General features: G+C 58.4%; 21 protein-coding genes and 3 tRNA genes. 22 read left to right on the top strand and 2 right to left on the bottom strand.

What is annotated here, in order from left to right; genetic code table 11:
• The 5 genes from dapB to J1G18_RS17080 all read left to right on the top strand — a co-directional run bounded on the left by dapB (position 1) and on the right by J1G18_RS17080 (position 6,455).
• On the top strand, positions 1–807 hold the full coding sequence (gene dapB, locus J1G18_RS17100) for a 4-hydroxy-tetrahydrodipicolinate reductase (RefSeq protein ID WP_134785409.1): 807 nt from the start codon (positions 1–3) through the stop codon (positions 805–807).
• Between the two features lie 257 nt (positions 808–1,064).
• Positions 1,065–2,201, top strand: coding sequence for a glutamine-hydrolyzing carbamoyl-phosphate synthase small subunit (gene carA / locus J1G18_RS17095; protein WP_027610776.1), 1,137 nt, complete (start codon positions 1,065–1,067; stop codon positions 2,199–2,201).
• Between the two features lie 126 nt (positions 2,202–2,327).
• Positions 2,328–5,549 (top strand): carbamoyl-phosphate synthase large subunit, encoded by a 3,222-nt coding sequence (gene carB, locus J1G18_RS17090; protein ID WP_223008116.1) that lies wholly within the window; start codon positions 2,328–2,330, stop codon positions 5,547–5,549.
• On the top strand, positions 5,546–6,022 hold the full coding sequence (greA, locus tag J1G18_RS17085) for a transcription elongation factor GreA (protein WP_003221530.1): 477 nt from the start codon (positions 5,546–5,548) through the stop codon (positions 6,020–6,022). Before carB ends, greA begins: the two co-directional genes overlap by 4 nt.
• Positions 6,023–6,050: 28 nt before the next feature.
• Positions 6,051–6,455 (top strand): MFS transporter, encoded by a 405-nt coding sequence (locus J1G18_RS17080; protein ID WP_223008115.1) that lies wholly within the window; start codon positions 6,051–6,053, stop codon positions 6,453–6,455.
• 9 nt (positions 6,456–6,464) lie between these two features.
• Here the strand turns inward: J1G18_RS17080 and J1G18_RS17075 are convergent, their stop codons facing one another.
• Entirely contained in the window at positions 6,465–6,773 is a 309-nt protein-coding gene (locus J1G18_RS17075; protein ID WP_003221534.1) for a YhbY family RNA-binding protein, read from the bottom strand.
• Positions 6,774–6,874: 101 nt separating this feature from the next.
• Between J1G18_RS17075 and rlmE the strand changes: the two genes are divergently transcribed.
• From rlmE to J1G18_RS16990, 17 genes are all read left to right on the top strand, one after another.
• Positions 6,875–7,504, top strand: a complete 630-nt coding sequence (gene rlmE / locus J1G18_RS17070) for a 23S rRNA (uridine(2552)-2'-O)-methyltransferase RlmE (RefSeq protein WP_003221536.1) — start codon at positions 6,875–6,877, stop codon at positions 7,502–7,504.
• A 202-nt stretch (positions 7,505–7,706) separates the two neighbouring features.
• On the top strand, positions 7,707–9,614 hold the full coding sequence (gene ftsH / locus J1G18_RS17065; protein WP_027610779.1) for an ATP-dependent zinc metalloprotease FtsH: 1,908 nt from the start codon (positions 7,707–7,709) through the stop codon (positions 9,612–9,614).
• An 8-nt stretch (positions 9,615–9,622) separates the two neighbouring features.
• Positions 9,623–10,474, top strand: a complete 852-nt coding sequence (gene folP, locus J1G18_RS17060; RefSeq protein WP_098967152.1) for a dihydropteroate synthase — start codon at positions 9,623–9,625, stop codon at positions 10,472–10,474.
• 16 nt (positions 10,475–10,490) lie between these two features.
• On the top strand, positions 10,491–11,828 hold the full coding sequence (gene glmM, locus J1G18_RS17055; protein ID WP_210559118.1) for a phosphoglucosamine mutase: 1,338 nt from the start codon (positions 10,491–10,493) through the stop codon (positions 11,826–11,828).
• A gap of 65 nt (positions 11,829–11,893) precedes the next feature.
• Entirely contained in the window at positions 11,894–12,649 is a 756-nt protein-coding gene (gene tpiA, locus J1G18_RS17050; protein WP_008088336.1) for a triose-phosphate isomerase, read from the top strand.
• A gap of 4 nt (positions 12,650–12,653) precedes the next feature.
• Positions 12,654–13,040, top strand: a complete 387-nt coding sequence (secG, locus tag J1G18_RS17045) for a preprotein translocase subunit SecG (RefSeq protein ID WP_027610782.1) — start codon at positions 12,654–12,656, stop codon at positions 13,038–13,040.
• Positions 13,041–13,062: 22 nt separating this feature from the next.
• A tRNA-Leu gene (locus J1G18_RS17040) sits at positions 13,063–13,148 on the top strand.
• Between the two features lie 97 nt (positions 13,149–13,245).
• Positions 13,246–13,322: transfer RNA gene (locus J1G18_RS17035), tRNA-Met, on the top strand.
• Between the two features lie 138 nt (positions 13,323–13,460).
• On the top strand, positions 13,461–13,919 hold the full coding sequence (rimP, locus tag J1G18_RS17030; protein ID WP_007915250.1) for a ribosome maturation factor RimP: 459 nt from the start codon (positions 13,461–13,463) through the stop codon (positions 13,917–13,919).
• Positions 13,920–13,966: 47 nt separating this feature from the next.
• Positions 13,967–15,448 (top strand): transcription termination factor NusA, encoded by a 1,482-nt coding sequence (gene nusA, locus J1G18_RS17025; RefSeq protein ID WP_003221546.1) that lies wholly within the window; start codon positions 13,967–13,969, stop codon positions 15,446–15,448.
• 27 nt (positions 15,449–15,475) lie between these two features.
• Positions 15,476–18,004 (top strand): translation initiation factor IF-2, encoded by a 2,529-nt coding sequence (gene infB / locus J1G18_RS17020; RefSeq protein ID WP_223008114.1) that lies wholly within the window; start codon positions 15,476–15,478, stop codon positions 18,002–18,004.
• Between the two features lie 160 nt (positions 18,005–18,164).
• Positions 18,165–18,563 (top strand): 30S ribosome-binding factor RbfA, encoded by a 399-nt coding sequence (rbfA, locus tag J1G18_RS17015; RefSeq protein WP_003221549.1) that lies wholly within the window; start codon positions 18,165–18,167, stop codon positions 18,561–18,563.
• Between the two features lie 4 nt (positions 18,564–18,567).
• Positions 18,568–19,485, top strand: coding sequence for a tRNA pseudouridine(55) synthase TruB (gene truB / locus J1G18_RS17010; protein WP_024011571.1), 918 nt, complete (start codon positions 18,568–18,570; stop codon positions 19,483–19,485).
• Positions 19,486–19,600: 115 nt separating this feature from the next.
• A complete protein-coding gene (gene rpsO / locus J1G18_RS17005) occupies positions 19,601–19,870 on the top strand; it encodes a 30S ribosomal protein S15 (protein ID WP_003221553.1) in 270 nt (89 codons plus the stop codon).
• 193 nt (positions 19,871–20,063) lie between these two features.
• Positions 20,064–22,169 carry a polyribonucleotide nucleotidyltransferase gene (gene pnp, locus J1G18_RS17000; protein WP_098967157.1) on the top strand — a complete coding sequence of 702 codons (2,106 nt, stop codon included), beginning with the start codon at positions 20,064–20,066 and terminating at the stop codon, positions 22,167–22,169.
• A gap of 129 nt (positions 22,170–22,298) precedes the next feature.
• A tRNA-Thr gene (locus tag J1G18_RS16995) sits at positions 22,299–22,374 on the top strand.
• 225 nt (positions 22,375–22,599) lie between these two features.
• The gene (locus J1G18_RS16990) at positions 22,600–22,899 is read left to right on the top strand and encodes a DUF6388 family protein (RefSeq protein WP_135294936.1); all 300 of its coding nucleotides are present in this window, start codon (positions 22,600–22,602) and stop codon (positions 22,897–22,899) included.
• Positions 22,900–22,950: 51 nt separating this feature from the next.
• Here J1G18_RS16990 and nadC read toward each other — a convergent pair whose 3' ends face one another.
• On the bottom strand, positions 22,951–23,799 hold the full coding sequence (gene nadC, locus J1G18_RS16985; RefSeq protein ID WP_027610785.1) for a carboxylating nicotinate-nucleotide diphosphorylase: 849 nt from the start codon (positions 23,797–23,799) through the stop codon (positions 22,951–22,953).
• Between the last annotated feature and the right edge of the window lie 272 nt (positions 23,800–24,071).

Here is a 24,071-nt window from a genome sequence, read left to right as displayed (position 1 = left end):
ATGCGACGTATAGCTGTGATGGGCGCCGCCGGGCGCATGGGCAAGATTCTGGTCGAGGCCGTGCAACAGCGCGCGCCGCTGACCGGCCTGACCGCGGCGATCGTTCGTCCCGGCAGTACGCTGATCGGGGTGGATGCCGGTGAGCTGGCTTCGCTGGGTCGCATCGGTGTGCCGTTGTCCGGCAATCTCGAATCGGTGGCTGAAGAGTTCGATGTGCTGATCGATTTCACCCTGCCGGAAGTCATGCTGAAAAACCTCGCGTTCTGTCGCAAGGCTGGCAAGGCTATGGTCATCGGCACCACCGGGCTCGACGCTGCGCAGAAGCAGCTGCTGGCTGAGGCGGGCAAGGATATTCCGATCGTCTTCGCGGCCAACTTCAGTGTCGGGGTCAACCTGTCGCTGAAGCTGCTCGAAATGACCGCTCGGGTGCTGGGCGATGATGCGGACATCGAGATCATCGAGGCGCATCACCGGCACAAGATCGATGCGCCTTCGGGCACGGCCCTGCGCATGGGTGAAGTGATCGCCGAGGCGCTGGATCGTGATCTGCAGAAGGTTGCGGTCTATGGCCGTGAAGGCCACACCGGTGCGCGCGAGCGGGAAACCATCGGTTTCGCTACCGTGCGTGGTGGTGATGTGGTCGGCGATCACACCGTGCTGTTCGCTTGCGAAGGCGAGCGCCTGGAGATCACGCACAAGGCTTCCAGTCGCATGACTTTTGCCAAGGGCGCGGTGCGTGCGGCGTTGTGGCTGGATGGTCGCGAGCCGGGTCTGTATGACATGCAGGACGTGCTCGACCTGCATTAATTGACTGCTTTACCCAGCGCAAACGCCCGGTTTGCGCTGGTTTTTCTACACCGCGCGACGGCCTGTCGCATTCTCCGGCCTTTTAGGCTCTTTAGCGGTGGACCAAAAAAGCCTTTTTCTGTAAGCTACAGCTTTAGTGTGTCCACTAAAAGCGCGCAGAATAATTCAGTGAAGAAGCGGGGTGACGTGTCCATACGTCACTCCGCTTTTTTACAACCTGCGATTGCCCTTTCATGCGTTATTTACGGGAGGTCTTCTTGACTAAGCCAGCCATACTCGCCCTTGCTGATGGCAGCATTTTTCGCGGCGAAGCCATTGGAGCCGACGGTCAAACCGTTGGTGAGGTGGTGTTCAACACCGCAATGACCGGCTATCAGGAAATCCTTACCGATCCTTCCTACGCCCAACAGATCGTTACCCTGACTTACCCGCACATCGGCAACACCGGCACCACGCCGGAAGACGCCGAGTCTGACCGCGTATGGTCCGCTGGCCTGGTCATCCGTGACCTGCCGCTGGTAGCGAGCAACTGGCGTAACACGATGTCCCTGTCCGACTACCTGAAAGCCAACAATGTTGTGGCAATCGCTGGTATCGATACTCGTCGCCTGACCCGCATCCTGCGTGAAAAAGGCGCACAGAACGGCTGCATCATGGCCGGCGACAACATCTCCGAAGAAGCTGCAATTGCCGCTGCGCAAGGCTTCCCGGGCCTGAAGGGCATGGATCTGGCGAAAGTCGTCAGCACCAAGGAAAAGTACGAATGGCGCTCCACTGTCTGGGACTTGAAGACCGACAGCCACGCGACCATCGAAGCGTCCGAGTTGCCGTACCACGTGGTTGCCTACGACTACGGCGTCAAACTGAACATCCTGCGCATGCTGGTCGAGCGCGGCTGCCGCGTGACCGTGGTGCCGGCGCAAACCCCGGCTGCCGACGTGCTGGCACTCAAGCCGGACGGCGTGTTTCTGTCCAACGGCCCTGGTGATCCGGAGCCATGCGACTACGCAATCAAGGCGATCAAGGAAGTGCTGGAAACCGAAATTCCTGTCTTCGGTATCTGCCTCGGTCACCAGCTGCTGGCTCTGGCCTCCGGCGCCAAGACCCTGAAAATGGGCCACGGCCACCACGGTGCCAACCACCCGGTACAGGATCTGGACACTGGCGTCGTGATGATCACCAGCCAGAACCACGGTTTTGCAGTTGACGAAGCGACCCTGCCGGCCAACGTGCGTGCGATCCACAAGTCGCTGTTCGACGGCACCCTGCAAGGCATCGAGCGCACTGACAAGAGCGCGTTCAGCTTCCAGGGCCACCCTGAAGCGAGCCCGGGCCCGAACGATGTGGCGCCCCTGTTCGACCGCTTCATCAACGAGATGGCCAAGCGACGCTAAGCGTTCGCCTTGAGACTGTAGCGAGAAGCCCTCGAGGGCGGCCCCGACACCGGTGGCGCCCCTCAGGGCTTCAGAAATCGATCAAGACGGCTTGCCGACTGACCTGCGGATTTGAGTGACAAACCCATGCCAAAACGTACAGACATTAAAAGCATCCTGATTCTCGGCGCTGGCCCGATCGTTATCGGCCAGGCCTGCGAATTCGACTACTCCGGCGCCCAGGCCTGCAAAGCCCTGCGCGAAGAGGGTTACCGCGTCATCCTGGTGAACTCCAACCCGGCCACCATCATGACCGACCCGGACATGGCCGACGCGACCTACATCGAGCCGATCAAATGGCAGACCGTTGCCAAGATCATCGAAAAAGAGCGTCCGGATGCGGTGCTGCCAACCATGGGCGGCCAGACTGCACTGAACTGCGCCCTGGACCTGGAGCGCGAAGGCGTTCTGGAAAAGTTCGGCGTGGAAATGATCGGCGCCAACGCCGACACCATCGACAAGGCTGAAGACCGTTCGCGTTTCGACAAGGCCATGAAGTCGATCGGCCTGGAATGCCCGCGTTCCGGTATCGCCCACAGCATGGAAGAAGCCAACGCCGTCCTCGAGCGTCTGGGTTTCCCGTGCATCATCCGTCCGTCCTTCACCATGGGCGGCACCGGCGGCGGTATCGCGTACAACCGTGAAGAGTTCGAAGAAATCTGCGCCCGCGGTCTGGACCTGTCGCCGACCAAAGAGCTGCTGATCGACGAATCGCTGATCGGCTGGAAAGAATATGAAATGGAAGTTGTCCGCGACAAAAAGGACAACTGCATCATCGTCTGCTCGATCGAAAACTTCGACCCGATGGGCGTGCACACCGGTGACTCGATCACCGTTGCTCCGGCACAGACCCTGACCGACAAGGAATACCAGATCCTGCGTAACGCCTCGCTGGCGGTACTGCGCGAGATCGGCGTCGAGACCGGTGGCTCCAACGTGCAGTTCGGCATCTGCCCGGACACCGGCCGCATGGTCGTGATCGAGATGAACCCGCGTGTATCGCGTTCCTCGGCACTGGCTTCGAAAGCCACCGGTTTCCCGATCGCCAAAGTCGCGGCCAAGCTGGCTGTGGGCTACACCCTCGACGAACTGTCGAACGACATCACCGGCGGCAAGACTCCGGCGTCCTTCGAACCGTCGATCGACTACGTCGTCACCAAGCTGCCACGTTTCGCTTTCGAGAAATTCGCCAACGCTGACGCACGCCTGACCACTCAAATGAAGTCGGTCGGCGAAGTCATGGCCATCGGTCGCACCTTCCAGGAATCCCTGCAGAAAGCCCTGCGCGGTCTGGAAGTCGGTGTTTGCGGTCTGGACGAGAAGCTCGACCTGAGCAATCCGGAAAGCATGAGCATCCTCAAACGCGAGCTGACCGTGCCGGGCGGCGAGCGTATCTGGTACGTGGCGGACGCCTTCCGCGCCGGCATGACCGTCGAAGACATCTTCGGCATGAACATGATCGACCCGTGGTTCCTGGTGCAGATCGAAGATCTGATCAAGGACGAAGAGAAGGTCAAGACCCTCGGTCTGTCCGCCATCGACCGCGACCTGATGTTCAAGCTCAAGCGCAAAGGCTTCTCCGATCAGCGTCTGGCCAAGCTGCTGGGTGTGACCGAGAAGAATCTGCGTACTCACCGTCAAAAACTGGAAGTGTTCCCGGTCTACAAGCGCGTTGACACCTGCGCCGCCGAGTTCGCCACCGACACCGCTTACCTCTACTCGACTTACGAGGAAGAGTGCGAAGCCGCGCCGTCCGGTCGCGACAAGATCATGATTCTGGGTGGCGGTCCGAACCGTATCGGCCAGGGCATCGAGTTCGACTACTGCTGCGTACACGCGGCCCTCGCACTGCGCGAAGACGGCTACGAAACCATCATGGTCAACTGCAACCCGGAAACCGTTTCCACCGACTACGACACTTCCGACCGTCTGTACTTCGAGCCGGTAACCCTGGAAGACGTGCTGGAAATCTGCCGCGTCGAGAAGCCGAAGGGCGTAATCGTTCAGTACGGCGGCCAGACGCCGCTGAAACTGGCGCGTGCCCTCGAAGCCGCTGGCGTGCCGATCATCGGTACCAGCCCTGACGCCATCGACCGCGCCGAAGACCGCGAGCGCTTCCAGCAAATGGTTGAACGCCTGAACTTGCGTCAGCCGCCAAACGCCACCGTGCGCAGCGAAGATGAAGCCGTTCGCGCTGCGGCGAAAATCGGTTATCCGCTGGTGGTGCGCCCGTCCTACGTATTGGGCGGCCGCGCGATGGAAATCGTTTACAAGGAAGACGAACTCAAGCGCTACCTGCGTGATGCGGTGCAAGTGTCCAACGACAGCCCGGTGCTGCTCGACCACTTCCTCAACTGCGCCATCGAGATGGACGTGGATGCGGTCTGCGACGGCAAAGACGTGGTGATCGGCGCGATCATGCAGCACATCGAACAGGCGGGCGTTCACTCCGGTGACTCCGCGTGCTCGCTGCCGCCTTACTCGCTGCCGGCGCACATCCAGGACGAGATGCGCGAACAGGTCAAGAAAATGGCCCTGGAACTGGGCGTTGTCGGCCTGATGAACGTGCAACTGGCGCTGCAGGGCGAAGACATCTACGTCATCGAAGTCAACCCGCGCGCTTCGCGTACCGTGCCGTTCGTGTCCAAGTGCATCGGTGTTTCCCTGGCAATGATCGCGGCTCGCGTCATGGCCGGTAAGACTCTGAAGGAAATCGGCTTCACCAAGGAAATCATCCCGAACTTCTACAGCGTGAAAGAGGCGGTGTTCCCGTTCGCCAAATTCCCTGGTGTTGACCCGATCCTCGGCCCAGAGATGAAGTCCACCGGTGAAGTGATGGGCGTCGGCGACACCTTCGGTGAAGCATTCGCCAAGGCCCAGATGGGCGCCAGCGAAGTGCTGCCGACCGGCGGTACCGCGTTCATCAGCGTGCGTGATGATGACAAGCCGCTGGTTGCAGGCGTGGCCCGTGATCTGATCAACTTGGGCTTCGAAGTGGTCGCGACTGCCGGCACTGCCAAGCTGATCGAAGCTGCAGGCCTGAAAGTGCGCCGTGTGAACAAGGTGACCGAGGGGCGTCCGCACGTGGTCGACATGATCAAGAATGACGAAGTCACCCTGATCATCAACACCACCGAAGGCCGTCAGTCGATCGCTGATTCCTACTCCATTCGTCGTAATGCCCTGCAGCACAAGATCTACTGCACCACCACCATTGCTGCGGGCGAAGCTATCTGCGAAGCGCTGAAGTTCGGTCCCGAGAAGACCGTGCGCCGCTTGCAGGATCTACACGCAGGATTGAAGGCATGATCAAATACCCAATGACCGTCCAGGGCGCGAAAGCCCTGGAAGAAGAACACGCTCACCTGACCAAGGTCGTTCGTCCGAAGCTCAGTCAGGACATCGGTACGGCTCGCGAGTTGGGTGACCTGAAGGAAAACGCTGAATACCATGCCGCCCGCGAACAGCAAGGCATGGTCGAGGCGCGGATCCGTGACATCGAAGGCCGGATTCAGAATCAGGTCATCATCGACGTCACGACTATCCCGCACACCGGCAAAGTGATCTTCGGTACTACCGTCGAAATCGCCAACGTCGAGACTGATGAGAGCGTCACTTACCACATCGTGGGTGAGGACGAGGCTGACTTCAAACTCGGCAAGATTTCGGTCGGCTCACCATTGGCCCGTGCCTTGATCGGCAAGGAAGAGGGTGATGTGGTCGCCGTGAAAACGCCGAGTGGCGTTATCGAGTACGAGATTGTCGAAGTCCGTCACATCTGAAGGCAGGCGCCCGCTACGTGCGGGCGCCATGCTTTGGCAGCTGACCCAGATGTTGTGGGTCGGCGGCTTCTGGTTGATACATCTCGGTTTGCGACCGGTGTTGGGCAAGATTGGCCTGGCACCGTTGCTGATCGATGAAGTTGCCGATGCATTCGAAGTGCCGGTGGCGGGTTTTGCCGCGGCATGCGTGATTTTTCAGGCTTTGGTGCTGGTACAGGCCGACGGCCTTGCCAGTCTATGGCGGGATTTTCGCGGGCAGGTGTTGCTGATGGCGGTGTATGCGTGTGCGATGTTTATTGCAGTGCGTGTCGGCTGGCCGCAAGCGCAGCGCTGGCAGGAATTCAGTTTTCTGCTGTTGGGCTTCTCCGGTGTGGTGTTGGTGTTGCAACCGCTGCCGGGATGGAGTGGCAGGGTGCGCGAAGCACACCCTTGACCCTTGTCATCACTTGAAGCGATGAACGTTCGACAGCTGCTTGTTGACGCTGAAGTTCTTGCGATAAACCAGTGCCATCTTGCCGATGACCTGAACCAGGTCAGCCTTGCCGACCTTGCACAATTCTGCAATGTGCGCCAGGCGCGACTCGCGATCGAGGATGTTGAGCTTGATCTTGATCAGCTCGTGATCCGCCAGTGCGCGTTCGAGTTCGGCTAATACACCTTCAGTCAGACCGTTGTCCGCCACCGTCAAAACCGGCTTCAGGTGGTGGCCAATGGATTTGTACTGTTTCTTCTGCTCTGGAGTGAGCGGCATAATCTGACCCTTTCGTCTGGATTCTGTAAAATGGCGGCCATTTTACCCGAGGGTTCGTGGATCCGCCCAATTAATCACGACCCTAATCATCGAGGTGCCCAATGGCGCGTTCCAAGACAAGCCTTGGTTGGCTGAAACGACATGTCAACGATCCTTATGTGAAGCAGGCGCAGAAGGATGGCTACCGTTCGCGTGCAAGTTACAAGCTTCTGGAGATCCAGGAGAAATACAAGCTGATCCGTTCCGGCATGAGCGTTGTCGACCTGGGCGCAGCGCCCGGCGGCTGGTCGCAGGTCACCAGCCGGCTGATCGGCGGTCAGGGGCGTCTGATCGCTTCGGACATTCTGGAAATGGACAGCATCCCGGACGTTACCTTCATTCAGGGTGACTTCACCGAGGACGAAGTGCTCGCGCGAATCCTTGAGGCCGTGGGTAATTCGCAGGTGGACCTTGTGATTTCCGATATGGCCCCCAATATGAGTGGTACGCCTGAAGTGGATATGCCGAAAGCCATGTTCCTTTGCGAACTGGCGCTTGATCTAGCGGAACGGATACTCAAGCCGGGTGGCAATTTCGTGATCAAGATCTTTCAGGGTGAAGGTTTCGATGTTTACCTGAAGGATGCTCGCAAGAAATTCGACAAGATCCAGATGATCAAGCCGGATTCTTCCCGAGGCAGCTCCCGCGAGCAATATATGCTGGCTTGGGGTTACCGCGGTGGTAACGAGTAAAACGAGGTTTTTTGCCGGGGCGATAGGTTTTTCGTATTTTGCCCCGCGTGCATAAGCGAATATTGTGTAGAAAGTGTTTCACAAAGGGTTACAGACGGCGCCTGCCAGAGTTGTAGGTAATGTAGTAAGTTAGGCCGGTGAATATCATGCGAAGCGCGCGCCAGTAGCGGAGCTTGCTTCAGAGGGTAGTTAATTGAACGATATGGCAAAGAATCTGATCCTGTGGTTGATCATCGCGGCAGTCCTCGTGACGGTGATGAACAACTTCTCCAGCCCTAACGAGCCGCAGACCCTCAACTATTCCGACTTCATCCAGCAGGTCAAGGATGGCAAGGTCGAGCGCGTAGCCGTTGACGGCTATGTGATTACCGGCAAGCGCAACGATGGCGACAGCTTCAAGACCATTCGTCCGGCGATCCAGGACAATGGCCTGATCGGCGACCTGGTCGACAACCACGTTGTGGTTGAGGGCAAGCAGCCTGAACAGCAAAGCATCTGGACTCAACTCCTGGTGGCGAGCTTCCCGATCCTGGTGATCATCGCGGTGTTCATGTTCTTCATGCGCCAGATGCAGGGCGGTGCTGGCGGCAAGGGCGGACCGATGAGCTTCGGCAAGAGCAAGGCACGCCTGCTTTCCGAAGATCAGGTGAAAACCACCTTGGCTGACGTTGCAGGTTGCGACGAAGCCAAGGAAGAGGTCGGCGAACTGGTTGAGTTCCTGCGTGATCCGGGCAAGTTTCAGCGCCTGGGTGGTCGTATTCCTCGCGGCGTATTGATGGTCGGCCCTCCGGGTACCGGTAAAACCTTGCTGGCCAAGGCGATTGCCGGCGAAGCGAAGGTTCCGTTCTTCACTATTTCCGGTTCCGACTTCGTTGAAATGTTCGTGGGTGTTGGTGCAAGCCGCGTTCGCGACATGTTCGAGCAGGCCAAGAAGCATGCGCCGTGCATCATCTTCATCGACGAAATCGACGCCGTCGGTCGCCACCGTGGCGCCGGCATGGGCGGCGGTCACGACGAGCGTGAGCAGACTCTCAACCAGTTGCTGGTAGAGATGGATGGCTTTGAAATGAATGACGGCATCATCGTGATCGCCGCTACCAACCGTCCTGACGTACTCGACCCTGCGCTGCTGCGTCCGGGCCGTTTCGACCGTCAGGTCGTTGTAGGTTTGCCGGATATCCGTGGTCGCGAGCAGATCCTCAAGGTTCACATGCGCAAAGTGCCAATGGGTGACGACGTTGCCCCGGCCGTTATCGCACGTGGTACCCCGGGCTTCTCTGGTGCCGATCTGGCCAACCTGGTCAACGAAGCGTCGCTGTTCGCTGCACGCAGCGGCAAGCGCATCGTCGAAATGAAAGAGTTCGAGCTGGCCAAAGACAAGATCATGATGGGCGCCGAGCGCAAATCGATGGTCATGTCCGAGAAAGAGAAGCAGAACACCGCTTATCACGAAGCGGGTCACGCTATTGTCGGTCGCGTCGTACCTGAGCATGATCCGGTCTACAAGGTTTCGATCATTCCACGTGGTCGTGCGCTGGGTGTGACCATGTTCCTGCCGGAAGAAGATCGCTACAGCCTGTCCAAACGTGCGTTGATCAGTCAGATCTGCTCGCTGTACGGTGGCCGTATCGCTGAAGAAATGACCCTTGGTTTCGACGGTGTGACCACCGGCGCTTCCAACGACATCATGCGTGCCAGTCAGATTGCGCGGAACATGGTGACCAAGTGGGGTCTGTCGGAAAAGCTCGGTCCGCTGATGTACGCCGAAGAAGAGGGTGAAGTGTTCCTCGGTCGCGGTGGTGGCGGTCAGAATGCAAGTTTCTCCGGTGAGACTGCCAAGCTGATCGACTCCGAAGTGCGCAGCATCATTGACCAGTGCTACGGCACGGCCAAGCAGATCCTCACGGACAACCGTGACAAGCTGGATGCCATGGCTGATGCGCTGATGAAGTACGAAACCATCGATGCCGAGCAGATCGACGACATCATGGCGGGTCGTACGCCTCGCGAACCGCGTGACTGGACCGGTGGCACGGGTACGCCCCCGCCTCCAGTGATTCAGGATGAGCGCCCGGAAACACCGATCGGCGGTCCGGCTGCTGACGTTTAAGGCTTGAAATGACTTCTGTACAGTCCCTGACCCGGTTGCCTTGCGGCAACCGGGTTCTTGATTTGGCCCAGACGCATGTCATGGGTATTCTCAATGTCACTCCCGATTCCTTTTCCGACGGTGGCCGATACAACCAGCTCGACGTGGCCTTGCGCCACGCCGAAGCCATGGTGGCTGCTGGTGCGACGCTGATCGATGTCGGCGGCGAATCGACCCGGCCTGGCGCTCGAGCGGTTTCGCCGTTGGAAGAGTTGGAACGCGTAGCTCCGATCGTGGAGTTGATCAATCGCGAGCTGGATGTAGTCATCTCGGTCGATACTTCGACGCCAGCGGTGATGCGTGAAACGGCGCGCCTGGGTGCCGGGTTGATCAATGATGTGCGCTCGCTGCGCCGCGATGGCGCGCTGGATGCCGCAGCCGCGACCGGGTTGCCGGTCTGCCTGATGCACATGCTCGGCGAGCCGGGTGACATGCAGGACAATCCGCATTATCAGGACGTTACCCGGGAAGTGGGTGAGTTTCTGGCAGAGCGCATGACTCAATGTGCGGCGGCGGGTATTCCTGCCGAACGGATCATTCTTGATCCCGGTTTCGGTTTCGCGAAAACCCTGCAGCACAATCTAAGCTTGTTCAAGCATATGGAAGCCCTGCATGCGCTGGGGCGTCCGCTATTGGTTGGTGTCTCACGCAAAAGCATGATTGGCCACGCATTGAACCGCCTCGTGGGTGAGCGTCTTTATGGTGGTCTGGCTCTCGCAGCACTCGCGTCGGTTAAAGGAGCGCGTATATTGCGCGTCCATGATGTGGCGGAAACGGTAGACGTGGTGCGCATGCTCGCGGCCGTGGAATCAGCCGAATAAAAATGATGGAGCACTTATGAGCAAGAAATACTTTGGTACTGACGGTATTCGTGGTCGTGTGGGTGAATATCCGATCACTCCTGACTTCATGCTTAAGCTCGGCTGGGCGGCGGGTATGGCCTTTCGCAAGATGGGCGCCTGCAAGGTGCTGGTCGGCAAGGACACGCGCATCTCTGGCTACATGTTCGAATCGGCACTTGAAGCAGGCCTGACCTCGGCTGGTGCGGACGTGATGCTGCTCGGTCCGATGCCGACGCCTGCCATTGCTTATCTGGCGCGCACGTTCCAGGCTGAAGCCGGGATCGTGATCAGTGCTTCGCACAATCCGCATGACGATAACGGCATCAAGTTTTTCTCCGGCAAGGGCACAAAGCTGCCTGATGAGCTGGAGCTGATGATCGAAGAGCTGCTCGATACCCCAATGACTGTGGTTGAGTCGAGCAAGATCGGCAAGGTGTCGCGCATCAATGACGCCTCCGGCCGCTACATCGAATTCTGCAAAAGCAGTGTGCCGACCGGTACCAGTTTTTCCGGTTTGAAGATCGTGATCGATTGTGCGCACGGTGCGACCTACAAGGTTGCTCCGAGTGTGTTCCGTGAGCTGGGTGCTGAAGTGGTCGTGCTGTCGGCGCAGCCCAACGGTCTGAACATCAATGACAATTGCGGCTCGACCCATATGGGTCAGCTGCAGGCCGCGGTTCTGGCCGAGCACGCTGATCTGGGCATCGCCTTTGATGGTGACGGTGATCGGGTGTTGATGGTTGATCACACTGGCGCCATCGTTGATGGTGATGAGTTGCTGTTCATCATTGCGCGCGATCTGCACGGGCGGGGCAAATTGCAGGGCGGCGTAGTCGGTACGCTGATGAGCAACCTGGGTCTTGAACTCGCGCTGGCAGAGCTCTCGATTCCATTCATTCGTGCCAATGTCGGTGACCGTTATGTGATCGCCGAACTGCTGGAGCGCGACTGGCTGGTAGGCGGTGAAAACTCGGGGCATATCGTCTGCTTCAATCACACCACCACCGGTGATGCGATCATTGCTGCGCTCCAGGTGCTGATGGCACTGAAGGCCCGTAATGAAAGTCTTGCGCAAACGCGTCAGGCCTTGCGCAAGTGTCCTCAGGTGCTGATCAATGTGCGTTTTGGTGGCGGTGAAAGTCCGCTTGAGCATCCGGCGGTCAAGGAAGCCAGTGCGCGTGTCACCCAGGCAATGGCGGGGCGTGGCCGGGTACTTCTGCGCAAGTCCGGTACAGAGCCTTTGGTGCGTGTGATGGTCGAAGGTGAGGATGAAACTCAGGTTCGCAGCTACGCCGAAGAACTGGCAAAACTGGTAAGTGAAGTTTCTGCCTGATTCGGCTTGCCAGCCATGATTGTGTTGGGTAACATCTGCGCCCACTTTGACCGACGAGGTACAGCATGCGTCGCCCTATGGTAGCTGGTAACTGGAAGATGCACGGTACCCGCGCCAGCGTCGCTGAGCTGATCAACGGCCTTCGTCATCTGGCCTTGCCAAGCGGTGTTGATGTCGCGGTATTCCCGCCTTGCTTGCATATCAATCAAGTGATTGATGGCTTGAAAGGCAAATCGATTTCGGTCGGTGCGCAAAATTCTGCGGTGGAATCCATGCAAGGTGCGTTGACTGGCGAGATTGCTCCTAGTCAGTTGGTGGATGCAGGTTGTTCCCTGGTGCTTGTCGGGCACTCCGAACGCCGCCAGATAATGGGCGAGCGAGACGGGATGCTGAATCGCAAGTTCGCAGCGGCACAGGCATGTGGCTTGATTCCGGTGTTGTGTGTAGGGGAAACCCTCGAGCAGCGCGAAGCCGGAAAAACTCTTGAAGTTGTCGGGCGTCAGCTGGGCAGCATCATCGAGGAGCTGGGTGTTGGTGCCTTTGCCAAGGCAGTCATTGCTTACGAGCCTGTCTGGGCCATTGGTACCGGACTGACTGCAACGCCGCAACAGGCTCAGGATGTGCATAAAGCCATTCGCGAGCAGTTGGCGGCAGAGAATTCTGAAGTCGCACGAGGTGTGCGCCTTCTATACGGCGGCAGCGTGAAGGCGGCCAATGCGGTCGAACTGTTCGGCATGCCGGATATCGATGGGGGGCTCATTGGTGGAGCTTCCCTGAATGCAGATGAGTTCGGTGCGATTTGTCGCGCCGCGGGAAACTGAAAAAATGCTGGAAACAGTCGTAGTCGTTTTTCATCTGCTGGGTGCATTGGGCGTAGTTGCTCTGGTTTTGCTGCAGCAGGGTAAGGGTGCGGACGCTGGCGCGTCTTTCGGAGCAGGTGCTTCAAATACTGTGTTCGGAAGCCAAGGTTCCTCTACCTTTCTTAGTAAGTTTACTGCTATACTTGCCGCCGGTTTCTTCATAACCAGCTTGGGGTTAGGTTACTTTGCTAAAGAGAAGGCTCATCAGCTGACTCAAGCAGGTTTGCCAGATCCAGCAGTGTTGGAAGTGCCTAAGCAACAACAACCGGCTTCTGATGATGTCCCGGTGCTTCAAGAGCAAAAGTCGGCTACTCCAGCGACTGACGTACCTCCAGCTCAAGAGCAGAAGTAAGAAGGGTTTCAAACGTAGTTTTGCCGAGGTGGTGGAATTGGTAGACACGCAACCTTGAGGTGGTTGTGCCCATAGGGTGTAGGGGTTCGAGTCCCCTTCTCGGTACCAATTAGTCAGGAGAGCCCGCTGTTGCGGGCTTTCTTGCAGGTGGAAGGTTACATTGACCCTATAAGGGATCGGTCGTATACTTCCGCCCCAGCTTTGTCGCGGGGTGGAGCAGTCTGGTAGCTCGTCGGGCTCATAACCCGAAGGTCGTCGGTTCAAATCCGGCCCCCGCAACCAGTTTAAGGAGCCCCTTTTCAGGGGCTTTTTGTTAGCTGGACACTTTCTACGCCGATGTTCGACGGCGTTTCAAGGATGGGCGTTTCGCCCATTTTTTTATTTTGCAGCGCATGCATTTACATGCACGAGGGGGTTCAGGTGTCGAGCAAGCTAGAAGAGTTGCAGGCCTTGTTGGCCCCGGTGGTCGTGGCCCTAGGCTATGAATGCTGGGGTATCGAGTTTTCGGCTCAAGGTCGTCACTCGATGTTGCGCGTTTATATCGATAAAGAGGGTGGCGTGCTGGTGGACGATTGCGCCATTGTCAGCCGTCAGATCAGCGGTGTCCTGGATGTTGAAGATCCGATCTCCGTTGAATACACCCTCGAAGTTTCCTCGCCTGGCATGGAACGCCCACTGTTCACTCTTGAGCAGTTTGCAAAATTTGCCGGTGAACAAGTGAAGATCAAGCTGCGCTCGCCTTTTGAAGGTCGACGCAACTTTCAGGGCCTTCTGCGCGGTGTAGAAGAACAGGATGTCGTGGTGCAGGTAGATGACCATGAATTCCTGTTGCCGATCGATATGATCGACAAGGCCAACATTATTCCCAGTTTTGACTGAGACGCGGATCCCGCGGATCCAATGGCTTGCGAAAGGCGAGGCGTACGATGAGCAAAGAAGTACTGCTGGTTGTTGAGTCGGTATCCAATGAAAAGGGCGTACCGGCAAGCGTGATTTTTGAAGCGCTGGAGCTGGCTCTGGCCACTGCTACCAAAAAGCGTTTTGAAGACGAAGTTGACCTGCGTGTGGAAATTAACCGCCACACCGGTTCCTACGAGACTTTCCGTCGCTGGACAGTCGTCGAAGAGAATGATCTCGACGATCCTGCGATCGAAACCTGGCCAAGCAAGGTTGCCGAAACGCATCCGGGCGCCAAGGTCGGCGACGTCGTCGAAGAAAAGATCGAATCCATCGAGTTCGGCCGTATTGCTGCACAGACCGCCAAACAGGTCATCGTGCAGAAAGTGCGTGAAGCCGAGCGCGCTCAAGTGGTCGACGCCTATCGCGAGCGCCTGGGAGAAATCATCTCCGGCACCGTGAAGAAAGTCACCCGCGACAACGTGATCGTCGATCTGGGCAACAACGCCGAAGCGTTGCTGGCCCGTGAAGACATCATTTCTCGCGAAACCTTCCGTGTCGGTGTGCGTCTGCGTGCACTGCTCAAGGAAATCCGCACCGAGAACCGCGGCCCGCAGCTGATCCTGTCGCGTACCGCGCCGGAAATGCTGATCGAGCTGTTCCGTATCGAAGTGCCGGAAATCGCTGAAGGCCTGATCGAAGTAATGGCAGCGTCCCGTGATCCGGGTTCGCGTGCCAAGATCGCTGTCCGTTCCAAGGACAAACGCATCGACCCGCAGGGCGCGTGCATCGGTATGCGCGGTTCGCGCGTCCAGGCCGTGTCGGGCGAGTTGGGTGGCGAGCGTGTCGATATCGTCCTGTGGGACGATAACCCGGCGCAGTTCGTGATCAATGCCATGTCGCCGGCAGAAGTGGCGGCCATTATCGTTGACGAAGATGCCCATGCAATGGACATCGCCGTTGGCGCAGACAATCTGGCTCAGGCCATCGGTCGAGGTGGTCAGAACGTGCGTCTGGCGAGCCAGTTGACTGGCTGGACCCTGAACGTGATGACCGAATCGGACATCCAGGCTAAGCAGCAAGCAGAAACCGGCGACATCCTGCGCAACTTCATCGACGAGCTGGAAGTCGACGAAGAACTGGCTCAGGTGCTGGTAGATGAAGGCTTCACCAGCCTGGAAGAGATTGCCTACGTACCGTTGGAAGAAATGCTCAACATCGACGGCTTTGACGAAGACATCGTCAACGAGCTTCGCGCTCGTGCCAAGGATCGTTTGTTGACCAAAGCCATCGCTACTGAGGAAAAGCTGGCAGACGCCCATCCGGCCGAAGACCTGCTCTCGCTTGAGGGTATGGACAAGGATTTGGCGATGGAACTGGCGGTGCGCGGCGTAATTACCCGCGAAGACCTGGCCGAGCAGTCTATTGACGACCTGCTCGACATCGACGGCATTGACGATGATCGTGCCGGCAAGTTGATCATGGCCGCCCGAGCCCACTGGTTCGAGTAATTAGGCGCGGCCTGAGGAGAGAAGTGCATGACGCAAGTCACGGTGAAACAACTGGCCGATGAGGTCAAAACACCGGTAGAGCGCCTGTTGCAGCAGATGCGTGAGGCAGGTCTGCCGCACACCGCCGCCGAAGAAAATGTGACTGACAGTGAGAAGCAATCCCTGCTGACTCACTTGAAGAGCAGCCACAAGGCGAAAGTGGAAGAACCACGCAAGATCACGCTGCAGCGTAAAACCACCAGCACCCTGCGTGTGGCTGGTAGCAAGAGCATCAGCGTTGAAGTTCGCAAGAAGAAAGTTTTCGTACAGCGTAGCCCGGAAGAAATCGAAGCCGAGCGCAAGCGTGAACTGGAAGAGCGTCGCGCAGTAGAAAATGCTGCTCGTCAGAAGGCTGAAGAAGAAGCCAAGCAGCGCGCTGAAGAAGAAGCGCGTCGCCAGCCTGCTGCTGCGCCGTCCGCTCCTGCCGAAGCTGTTGCAGCACCTGCGCCAGTCGCTGAACCCGTGCGCGACGCCGCGCCGGCTGCTGCTGCTGCTGCTGCGCCGGCTGCCGACACTCGCAAGCGTGACGAACAGCGCCGTCCGGACAAGCCACGTGCCGACGATAACAATCGTCGCGGCGGTGGTGGCGATGGCGAGCGCAAAAACGCTCCGCATCGCGCATCGGTCAAAGAAAAAGCGCCGGCTCCACGTGTGGCGCCACGCACTACCGACGAAGAAAGCGATGGCTTCCGTCGTGGTGGTCGCGGCAAGGCCAAGCTGAAAAAACGCAACGCTCACGGTTTCCAGAACCCTACCGGTCCTGTCGTGCGTGAAGTGAAGATCGGCGAGACCATCACTGTTGGCGATCTCGCCCAGCAGATGTCGGTCAAGGCTGCTGAAATCATCAAGTTCATGTTCAAACTGGGCACTCCAGCGACCATCAACCAGGTACTCGATCAGGAAACTGCTCAACTGGTTGCTGAAGAGCTGGGCCACAAAGTGACCCTGGTCAGCGACACCGCCCTGGAAGATTCCCTGGCCGAGTCCCTGAAGTTTGAAGGTGAGGCAGTTTCCCGTGCGCCAGTCGTGACCGTAATGGGCCACGTTGACCACGGTAAGACTTCCCTGCTCGACTACATCCGTCGTGCCAAGGTAGCAGCGGGCGAAGCCGGCGGCATTACCCAGCACATCGGTGCGTACCACGTTGAAACCGACCGTGGCATGGTGACGTTCCTCGACACCCCGGGTCACGCTGCGTTTACCGCAATGCGTGCCCGTGGTGCCAAGGCGACCGACATCGTGATCCTGGTGGTTGCGGCGGACGACGGCGTGATGCCGCAAACCATCGAGGCTGTTCAGCACGCTCAGGCGGCTGGCGTTCCTCTGGTGGTTGCGGTGAACAAGATCGACAAGCCGGGTGCCGACCTCGATCGCATCCGCAGCGAACTGTCGGTTCACGGCGTGACTTCCGAAGAGTGGGGCGGCGACACTCCATTCGTACCGGTTTCGGCGAAAATGGGTACCGGCGTTGACGAACTGCTCGAAGCCGTTCTGCTGCAGGCCGAAGTGCTCGAACTGACTGCCACTCCATCGGCTCCTGGCCGTGGAGTTGTCGTTGAATCGCGTCTGGACAAGGGCCGTGGCCCGGTGGCCACCGTGCTGGTTCAGGACGGTACGCTGCGTCAAGGCGACATGGTGCTGGTCGGCTCGAACTATGGCCGCGTGCGCGCCATGCTCGACGAGAACGGCAAGCCGATCAAGGAAGCAGGTCCGGCCATTCCGGTCGAGATCCTGGGTCTTGACGGTACACCAGACGCTGGCGACGAGATGAGCGTGGTTGCCGACGAGAAGAAAGCCCGTGAAGTGGCTCTGTTCCGTCAAGGCAAGTTCCGCGAAGTCAAACTGGCTCGCGCTCACGCCGGCAAGCTGGAAAACATCTTCGAAAACATGGGTCAGGAAGAGAAGAAGACGCTCAACATCGTCCTCAAATCCGACGTCCGTGGTTCGCTGGAAGCTTTGCAGGGCGCTCTGAACGGCCTGGGCAACGACGAAGTGCAAGTGCGCGTAGTCGGTGGCGGTGTCGGTGGTATCACCGAATCCGACGCCAACCTGGCACTGGCTTCCAACGCTGTACTGTTCGGCTTCAACGTGCGTGCTGATGCTGGCGCACGGAAGATCGTCGAGCAGGAAGGTCTGGACATGCGTTACTACAACGTGATCTACGACATCATCGAAGACGTCAAGAAGGCCCTGACCGGCATGCTCGGCAGCGATGTTCGCGAGAACATCCTGGGCGTGGCCGAAGTGCGCGATGTGTTCCGTTCGCCGAAGTTTGGCGCGATCGCCGGTTGCATGGTGATCGAAGGTGTTGTGCACCGTAACCGTCCGATCCGTGTACTGCGTGAAGACATCGTTATCTTCGAAGGCGAGCTGGAATCCCTGCGCCGCTTCAAGGATGACGCTTCCGAAGTACGTGCCGGCATGGAATGCGGTATCGGCGTGAAGAGCTACAACGACGTCAAAGTCGGTGACAAGATCGAAGTCTTCGAGAAGGTTCAGGTTGCTCGCAGCCTCTGACTCGCGCACTTCAAGGGCCACGCCGAGCCGCCGCATGCAGATGCGCGCCACGGCGTCAGGACTCTAAACGCAACGCCCGGTCTGGCTTTTGTCAGGCCGGGCGTTTGCCGCTTTCAGACCTTGCGGGTTTCACCGTGGGGCAGTAACAGGTAACAAAATCATGGCAAAAGAATACAGCCGTACCCAACGTATCGGCGATCAGATGCAGCGTGAGCTGGCCCAACTGATCCGTCGTGAAGTCAAAGATCCGCGCGTCGGCCTGGTCACCATTACCGCTGTGGAAGTCAGCCGTGACGTCGGTCACGCGAAGATCTTCATCACCGTGATGGGGCAGGACAACGCCGAAGACATCGCGCAAAGCATCAAGGTGCTCAACGCTGCCGCAGGTTTCCTGCGCATGCAGCTGGCCCGTGAAATGAAGCTGCGCAGCGTGCCGCAATTGCACTTCCACTACGACGAAAGCGTCGTGCGTGGCGCGCATCTGTCGGCCCTGATCGAGCGCGCCGTGGCTGAGGACAATCAGCACCTGGCCGCTGCACCTGAAGACACCAAGGAGTAATTCGGTGGCTCAGGTCAAACGTATCCGTCGTAACGTCAGCGGTATCATCCTGCTCGACAAGCCGCTGGGGTTCACCTCCAACGCCGCGTTGCAGAAGGTTCGCTGGTTGCTCAACGCCGAGAAGGCCGGTCACACCGGCAGTCTCGACCCGCTGGCCACCGGTGTATTGCCGCTGTGCTTTGGCGAGGCAACGAAGTTCTCGCAGTACCTGCTCGATTCCGACAAGGGTTACGAAACCCTGGCGCAACTGGGCAAGACCACTACCACGGCGGACGCCGAGGGTGAGGTTTTGCAGGAGCGCCCGGTGACCGTTGGTCGCGCCGATGTCGAAGCGGTTCTGCCGAAATTTCGTGGGCAAATCAGTCAGATACCGCCGATGTACTCGGCACTCAAGCGTGACGGTCAGCCGCTGTACAAGCTGGCCCGTGCAGGCGAAGTAGTGGAGCGCGAACCGCGTTCTGTTACTATTGCGCGCTTGGAATTGCTGGCCTTCGAAGGCGATACTGCGCGTCTTGCGGTGGATTGCAGCAAGGGCACCTATATCCGCACCCTGGTGGAGGATATCGGTGAGCAACTCGGTTGTGGTGCGTACGTCGCAGAACTGCGTCGTACCCAGGCCGGGCCTTTCACCCTGGCGCAGACCGTGACCCTCGAAGAGCTGGAAGCGGTACATGCCGAAGGCGGCAACGAAGCGGTCGACCGCTTCCTGATGCCATCGGACAGCGGCCTGCAGGATTGGCCGCTGCTGCACTTCTCCGAAGCGAGTGCGTTCTACTGGCTCAACGGCCAGCCGGTACGTGCCCCGGATGCTCCGAAGTTCGGCATGGTACGGGTACAGGATCACAATGGTCGCTTCATCGGTATCGGTGAAGTGAGCGAAGACGGGCGCATCGCGCCGCGTCGACTGATTCGGTCAGAATGACCGAACGAGTGTGGCTGTTAACAGGCACGGTCACTACTCATTTATAGATACAGGGATTTGTCCCTGGCCTGTTGAAACTGTTTTTGAAACAGTTTCCTGATAAAAGGATTGCCTCATGGCTCTCGACGTTCAAGAAAAAGCTCAAATCGTTGCCGACTACCAGCAAGCTGTTGGTGATACTGGTTCGCCAGAAGTGCAAGTTGCACTGCTGACCGCCAACATCAACAAACTGCAAGGTCACTTCAAGGCCAACGGTAAAGACCACCACTCCCGTCGTGGTCTGATCCGCATGGTAAACCAGCGTCGCAAGCTGCTGGACTACCTGAAAGGCAAAGATCTGAGCCGTTACAGCGCTCTGATCGGCCGCCTGGGTCTGCGTCGCTAATCAGCGATTGCGCTATGAGGTTGGTTGTCTGTCAGGCATCAGCGGTTTTCCGCTGGTGGCTGGCAGGCTCCCAGCCTCAAGTTTTATCTGCACTACCGTTTTACCCGGACAGTCAGCGGGCCGATTCCCGACATTGCCCAAGAATTTCGCAAGAAACCAGTTCCCCCAAGAGCCACAAAGAAGGTAGGACACCGTGAACCCGGTAATCAAAAAATTCCAGTTCGGTCAGTCGACCGTTACCCTCGAGACTGGCCGTATCGCCCGTCAGGCCTCCGGCGCAGTATTGGTCACCGTTGACGACGACGTCAGCGTATTGGTGACCGTAGTCGGTGCCAAGCAAGCCGATCCAGGCAAGGGCTTCTTCCCTCTGTCCGTTCACTACCAGGAAAAGACTTACGCTGCCGGTAAGATCCCTGGCGGTTTCTTCAAGCGTGAAGGCCGTCCTTCCGAGAAAGAAACCCTGACTTCCCGACTGATCGACCGTCCGATCCGTCCGCTGTTCCCGGAAGGCTTCATGAACGAAGTGCAGGTTGTCTGCACCGTCGTTTCCACCAGCAAGAAGACCGATCCGGACATCGCTGCGATGATCGGTACCTCGGCTGCCCTGGCCATTTCGGGCATTCCGTTCGACGGCCCGATCGGCGCCGCTCGCGTCGCTTTCCACGAAAGCACCGGCTACCTGCTGAACCCGACCTACGAGCAGCAAGCTGCTTCGAGCCTGGACATGGTCGTTGCCGGCACCTCCGACGCCGTACTGATGGTTGAATCGGAAGCCAAAGAGCTGACCGAAGACCAGATGCTGGGCGCGGTACTGTTTGCTCACGACGAGTTCCAGGTGGTGATCAACGCTGTTAAAGAACTGGCTGCCGAAGCTGCCAAGCCAACCTGGACCTGGGCACCAGCTCCAGAAGCCACCGAGCTGCTGGCCGCTATCCGTTCCGAGTTCGGCGAAGCGATCTCCCAGGCTTACACCATCACCGTCAAGGCTGACCGCTACGCACGTCTGGGCGAGCTGAAAGACCAGGTCGTTGCCAAGCTGTCCGGCGAAGAAGGCCAGCCTTCGGCTGCTGACGTCAAAGCCGCTTTCGGCGAAATCGAATACCGCACCGTTCGCGAAAACATCGTTAACGGCAAGCCACGTATCGACGGCCGCGACACCCGCACCGTACGTCCGCTGAACATCGAAGTCGGCGTTCTGCCGAAGACTCACGGTTCGGCGCTGTTCACCCGTGGCGAAACCCAGGCCCTGGTCGTTGCGACGCTGGGTACCGCCCGTGACGCACAGCTGCTGGACACCCTGGAAGGCGAGAAAAAAGACCCGTTCATGCTGCACTACAACTTCCCTCCGTTCTCGGTGGGCGAGTGTGGTCGCATGGGTGGCGCTGGTCGTCGTGAAATCGGTCACGGCCGTCTGGCCCGTCGTTCGGTTTCGGCCATGCTGCCAGCCGCTGACGTGTTCCCGTACACCATCCGTGTGGTTTCGGAAATCACCGAATCCAACGGTTCGAGCTCGATGGCTTCCGTTTGCGGCGCTTCCCTGGCCCTGATGGACGCTGGTGTGCCAATGAAGGCGCCGGTTGCCGGTATCGCCATGGGTCTGGTTAAAGAAGGCGAGAAGTTCGCCGTCCTGACCGACATCCTGGGTGACGAAGACCACCTGGGCGACATGGACTTCAAAGTAGCCGGTACCGCCAAAGGCGTTACCGCGCTGCAGATGGACATCAAGATCAAGGGCATCACCGAAGAGATCATGGAAATCGCTCTGGGCCAAGCCCTGGAAGCGCGCCTGAACATCCTCGGCCAGATGAACCAGATCATCGGCCAGTCGCGTACCGAACTGTCGGCCAACGCTCCGACCATGATCGCGATGAAGATCGACACCGACAAGATCCGTGACGTTATCGGTAAAGGTGGCGCGACCATCCGTGCGATCTGCGAAGAAACCAAGGCTTCGATCGACATCGAAGACGACGGCTCGATCAAGATCTTCGGCGAAACCAAGGATGCCGCAGAGGCTGCTCGTCAGCGCGTTCTGAGCATCACTGCAGAAGCCGAGATCGGCAAGATCTACGTCGGCAAGGTTGAACGCATCGTCGACTTCGGCGCATTCGTCAACATCCTGCCGGGCAAGGACGGTCTGGTGCACATCTCGATGCTGAGCGACGCTCGCGTAGAGAAAGTCACCGACATCCTGAAAGAAGGCCAGGAAGTGGAAGTGCTGGTACTGGACGTGGACAACCGCGGCCGTATCAAGCTGTCCATCAAAGACGTGGCAGCGGCCAAGGCTTCGGGCGTTTAATCAGCCCACAGCTTTAGCGCAATGAAAATGCCCCGCCGTGAAAACGGCGGGGCATTTTTTTGTCTGCGAAATACCGGTACAGGCTTTGAAGTTGCCGGACTTCAAGACCGGTGCTAGGTTTAGCCCACCGCCCGTGTAGCTCAGCCGGTAGAGCAGCGCACTCGTAACGCGAAGGTCGCAGGTTCGATTCCTGTCTCGGGCACCATCCTCCTCATTCCCCGATTTGTGTCTCCCAGGTCAAAGTTTTTGTGCGAGAGATGTAAAGAGCCGTGTAATTCGTCATGCAAACGTCCTATATTCGGTGCCTGCATGAGCATCGCTTAGCAGTTTTCAGATGATCCCGAATGGTTCCGAAGGCCGGACAATCCGCGTCAGAGAGATCCTTGATGATCCAGATCCATCCTCCATTCTTACGATCAGCGAGAACGCCATGACCGAATTAACTCAAGAGCAACGTCACGTACTAGCGCTGGAAAAATACATTCAGGACGTCCCGGACCTGAAAGAAGAGATCAAGGACCTGAGTCCTGATGATCAGAAAGACCAGATCCAGTGGGCGTTCGAGGACGAAGCCGAAGCCCAGGGCTTGCAGCCGTGGGAGCTGACGCTCAAGTACACCAGCACCCCTGAAGAGTTTGAGGCCAAGCGCCTGGAGCTGCACAAGGAGGCGGCCGAGGTGTTGGGCGTCGAGTGGGACGAGTACTGCGAGATGAACAATCTGGTGGTCTGAAACAAAAACGCCAGCCTCAACCGGGCTGGCGTTTTTTATGGCGTGACAGCCTCAGAGGCTCAGACGCATCGACAGGTCCACCGCCTTCACATCCTTGGTCATCGCACCGATCGAGATGTAGTCCACCCCGGTCTCAGCGATCGGCAGCAGTGTGCTTTCATTGATACCGCCGCTGGCCTCCAGTTTGGCCTTGCCGCCGTTCAAGCGGACAGCTTCGCGCATGTCATCCAGGCTCAGTTCGTCGAGCATGATGATGTCGGCGCCGGCAGTCAGCGCCTCCTTCAGTTCTTCCAGGCTCTCCACTTCGACTTCCACCGGTTTGCCCGGCGCGATCTTGTGCGCGGCGGCGATGGCCTGCGCGATGCCACCGCTGGCGGCGATGTGGTTTTCCTTGATCAGGAACGCGTCGTAAAGGCCGATGCGGTGGTTGTGGCAACCACCGCAGGTCACTGCGTATTTCTGCGCCAGACGCAGGCCCGGCAAGGTCTTGCGGGTATCCAGCAGCTTGACCTGGGTCTGCGCCACGAAGTCCGCCAGATATTGCGCACGCGTGGCCACGCCGGACAGCAGTTGCAGGAAGTTCAGCGCGCTGCGTTCGCCAGTCAGCAACGAACGGGCCGGGCCCTCCAGATGAAACAACGGCTGGTTGGGTTTGACCCGTTCACCGTCCCGTACCTGCCAGTGCACCGCGACGCGCGGATCGAGCTGGCGAAACACCGTGTCGACCCACGCCGTGCCGCAGATAACCGCTTCGTCGCGAGTGATGATGGTGGCTTTGGCCAGACGTTCGGCCGGGATCAGTTGTGCGGTGATGTCGCCGCTGCCGACATCTTCGAGCAACGCACGGCGCACGTTGGCTTCGATTTCGGCGGTCAGATCGGCGAGACGTAGATTCGGCATAACGGGCTCCACAAACTAAGTGCGCCGATTATAGGGGCATGGCGAGAGCCAACCCAAGGCGAGAACGCGCGTGCCTGACTGCAACTGGTCGATTTCCTGTGAGCAAAGCGCGGTTTTTCGTGGTCACTGGAAGGTGTCGCTGGCATAGGGGAAACCCTGACGGCTATAGCGCCGGGGACAAGTTTTGCAAGATAATCCGCCTTGCATTTGACGTCATGGCTTTGACGCCGATGTGGGAGCGGGCTTGCTCGCGAAAGCGGTTTGTCAGTGAC

The sequence above is a fragment of the Pseudomonas sp. MIS38 genome, from assembly GCF_019891575.1.
Classification (GTDB): Bacteria; Pseudomonadota; Gammaproteobacteria; order Pseudomonadales; family Pseudomonadaceae; genus Aquipseudomonas; species Aquipseudomonas putida_A.
The sequence above is the reverse complement of the archived record's forward strand: the minus strand, read 5'-3'. Positions and strand labels throughout refer to the sequence as shown.